Consider the following 2,824-nt stretch of genomic DNA (forward strand, 5'->3'; position numbering starts at 1 on the left):
CTCCCTGGTTTTACTACGTAAAACCGTCCCTCTCCGAGTCGGAGAGGGAAGAATTGAAATTTAGTTTAAGGCTGTGAGAGGTTTGTTGAACTCACTTTAAATTATCCCAAACCGAATAGTTTTGCGATCGCAGGCAATAATTTATTAGTCGCTTCAACTAGGGATGCAACAGCAGGTAAGCCGGTAAATATCCCTTTCAACATGGTGATTGCAGTTTTTGCCGTCTTTTGCTTAGTGGATTCTTGAGGATTTTTACCCGCTTCTGCCAAACTCTTCACCTGTTCTAGCGCTTCGGCTTTGCCTTCTTCTGACAAATATGTGGATTGGATGATTGCATCTTGCAACTGCGACAATAATTCTTTGATTCCTGGTTTCTCGGCATCGGTTGCATCAGGTAACTGATTAAGGGCAATACTCACGTTACCGCTAATGGTTCCTAGATTAGCAAGAGAACCACCGCCAGCGATACCGCTAACATTACTGCTACCTTGAATGTTGATGCCGCTGATATCTGACATATTTGTATTTCCTTGTGTATAAAATTTCGGCTGCTTGAAAGCAATATCTACCATATTTTCTAAACTAATAAGGTTCATGCAAGATTTTATAGCCCCTAAAATACCGATTCACGTCAAGTTTCGATTTTTTAACTGCAAACTAAACTTAGTAGACCGAAAACTTTGGCGATGCCTTCTCTACGAGACACTACGCGCGAGCAGTGGGCGTAACCATAGCTATAAAGTGGTGACTAGCTAGAATATGTGTTTTTGCCGCAGGACTGGGTTTGCTGGTCTAGCTGGACGGTTTCTTGCCATGATGTATATCTAAGAACATCAATCAAGTTGTTCTTAGATTACATCTTATGGTTTGTTGCTTAAGTTGACACCAATAAGCAATGCTGTACTCCTAGAAATAATTTGTATTCCTTTCAATGGTTCAGCCGTTTAATCTTCGTCAAGGGCTGGGAAAGCTTCTTCAAGCTGCCACAACCGATCTTTATTTTCAACGAACCAAATACGAGTTTCTGGAGTTAATTTACTCCAAATGTCTTCAACAGGGATGTGAGGAGATGCATACTGATAATGCTGACCAAGTGATTTGAGATTGTCCGCTACATCACGGGGAATTCCAAATTGTTCCCAGTCAACTGTTATATGTCTTCCCGAAACTCCGGCTGTGGGGTCGAAAACCAGTTGTGCCGATCTGACTAAATCAGCAAAATGTTTCGGTTTGAGTTTGGTGATTTCCTGAATTTGGAGTGATTCGTTATGCTCTTGAGACATGATCGCCGCAGTGGTAAAGATTAGTGATTCAGTTGAATTTACTGCCAGAGATTTTTATCCCAATATTTTTACTTTAGCGCAGACCCACTAACTCGATCGCGACTTAAACACACAAGGGGTTTGAGCAAATCGTTTAAGGTGAGAAAATTTACCACACATCTATCAGCACAATGTCTAAGCTAGTAATGAAAAGTTTGTAGTAAGTACTTTAGTGCTTAGAAAATAAGGACTAAAGTCCTTACTACGAACTGTTCCTAGTACCTATTTTAGTGACGAGTGTAGGAACGCTCAAAGCGGGTTTTGAGTGTATGAGCCATAACAGAGATGACAATTGCTACTATAGCAACCGATATTGCTGCGATTTTGATTCTAGAATCATCTGCAAGTATCGCTACAGCAGCTAGAGCGATCGCTACCCCAATACAACCTTGTTTGACCCTATTTGTCACCTGATAAGCTCGATTGCAAGAACTACAAATAAGTGTGTGTCGTGAAAATCTGTCTGGCAAAATCGGCTTTGAATTCAACTCGCTATTCTCAATATTTTTCCATGTGGAATAGCCTTGATAAAAAGGCAAAGATGACCCAAATTTATCTAGCCACTTACGGAACTCAATCACTAATGTGTCAGATGTTTTTAACGGCAAATATAATTCTTTGATACTTGTTCCCAAGCGCTCAATTTCTGCCTGTTGTCCCGCAATCAAAGGCAAATCCTGCTCCAATATTTTGTTCGTATTCAAGTGATCGAGCCAGCGCGGCCTCAGCTTGACTCCCCAAGTCATGAAATTACGATAACCTCTAGCTAAAAGACGGCATCGCCCTTTACCTAAAGGAATTGAATACAAAGCTAATCCAAATGTCCAATCTTTTTTTTCAATATAAGCAGTGTTCAGCACAAGACTTGGAGCAACAAAATCAATATATTTCCAGGCTTCATTTGATTTGTTAGCTCCCCGCCACCTGCCTTTAACCCCCTGAACCGAACTCTCTAGTACTTCCATTTCTAGCGGTTGGGCATTTTTCCGATTACCACCACCCCTAGTGCCACTATGGCTAATAGCAACATGAGCAGGATCGATGACATTTTCTACTAAATATGTTTGGTCATAAGGCAGATCCAATATAAAGTCTGCACACACAAATCCTGACTTGTCTAAATCTGGCAAAATTGGAATAATTTCATCAACAGCAGTTTCTTTTTCGCCAGCCCACACCCAAATCATGCCTTGGCGTTCCACAACTTTAAAGGATGGCACGCAAGCATTGACTGGAATTTTTGTATCTGTTGGTAATTGGGGAATGTGCAGACATTCCCCATCACTACCAAACTGCCAACCGTGATATAAGCATTCAATTTTGCCGTCAATAATTTGTCCTTCAGAAAGTTTCGCTGTACGGTGAGGACAACGATCTGCTAAACAAATAAATTGTCCATCTTTGTCTTTGAACAAAACCAAAGGTTCATCGTACAAGGAAAAGCTATGAGGGCGGTTGGCAGGTAAGTCTTTGACGAAGGTGACGGGATACCAGCATTGCCT

At 41.2% G+C, this 2,824-nt stretch carries 3 protein-coding genes; all 3 read right to left on the minus strand.

Going from position 1 to position 2,824, the window contains the following annotated elements:
• Nucleotides 1–101: 101 nt before the first annotated feature.
• Nucleotides 102–596, minus strand: coding sequence for a hypothetical protein (locus IQ229_RS22360; protein WP_194047509.1), 495 nt, complete (start codon nt 594–596; stop codon nt 102–104).
• A 348-nt stretch (nt 597–944) separates the two neighbouring features.
• A complete protein-coding gene (locus IQ229_RS22365; RefSeq protein WP_094347761.1) occupies nt 945–1,283 on the minus strand; it encodes a hypothetical protein in 339 nt (112 codons plus the stop codon).
• Between the two features lie 266 nt (nt 1,284–1,549).
• Nucleotides 1,550–2,824: aromatic ring-hydroxylating dioxygenase subunit alpha (locus tag IQ229_RS22370; protein WP_194047511.1), on the minus strand; the 1,275-nt coding region annotated here is incomplete at its 5' end.

Origin of the sequence: Nostoc cf. edaphicum LEGE 07299 (assembly GCF_015207245.1) — a bacterium.
Classification (GTDB): domain Bacteria; phylum Cyanobacteriota; class Cyanobacteriia; order Cyanobacteriales; family Nostocaceae; genus Nostoc; species Nostoc edaphicum_B.